Origin of the sequence: Corallococcus praedator, from assembly GCF_003612125.1 — a bacterium.
Taxonomy (GTDB): domain Bacteria; phylum Myxococcota; class Myxococcia; order Myxococcales; family Myxococcaceae; genus Corallococcus; species Corallococcus praedator.
Genome location: NZ_RAWI01001252.1, coordinates 1 through 411 on the forward strand (window position 1 = coordinate 1; position 411 = coordinate 411).

A 411-nucleotide genomic window follows, 5' to 3' on the forward strand; every position below is an offset into this window, starting at 1 on the left:
CTGCAGGAACGGCGTGCGCCTGTAGCCGCCGGTGAGCGGCATCACATCGGGCTTCGGCAAGATGGACGGCACCGTGACGGACTTCCACGGCTGGTCTTTGTAACCGAGGATCAAACGCACCTTCTCGGAAAACGGCGAGGTGGCGTAGTGATGCAGGATCAGGTCCGTCATGCGGGCTCCAGAAATTTGCGATGCCGATCAGTCGAGCAGATCGGGGTGTTCTTTGACGATGCGCGCGTACAGCGGCTGGAACTGGAACCAACCCGCCTGCGCCGATCCGACGATGGAATACGCCTGACGGGCAGCGGCATCGGAAATCGTGCGCGGTGCTTCGCCCGTGCGTGCGGCAGCGGCTTCGGCCAGCAACTGCACCTGGCACGAACGCTCCATCGTGATGAACCACCACGCCGC

Annotated in this window: 1 protein-coding gene and 1 pseudogene; both read right to left on the reverse strand. The window is 63.3% G+C overall.

Going from position 1 to position 411, the window contains the following annotated elements:
- Nucleotides 1-171: glutathione S-transferase N-terminal domain-containing protein (locus D7Y13_RS43950; protein WP_208734713.1), on the reverse strand; the 171-nt coding region annotated here is incomplete at its 3' end.
- Nucleotides 172-198: 27 nt separating this feature from the next.
- Nucleotides 199-411: pseudogene (locus tag D7Y13_RS43955) on the reverse strand (hypothetical protein); the annotation flags it as partial.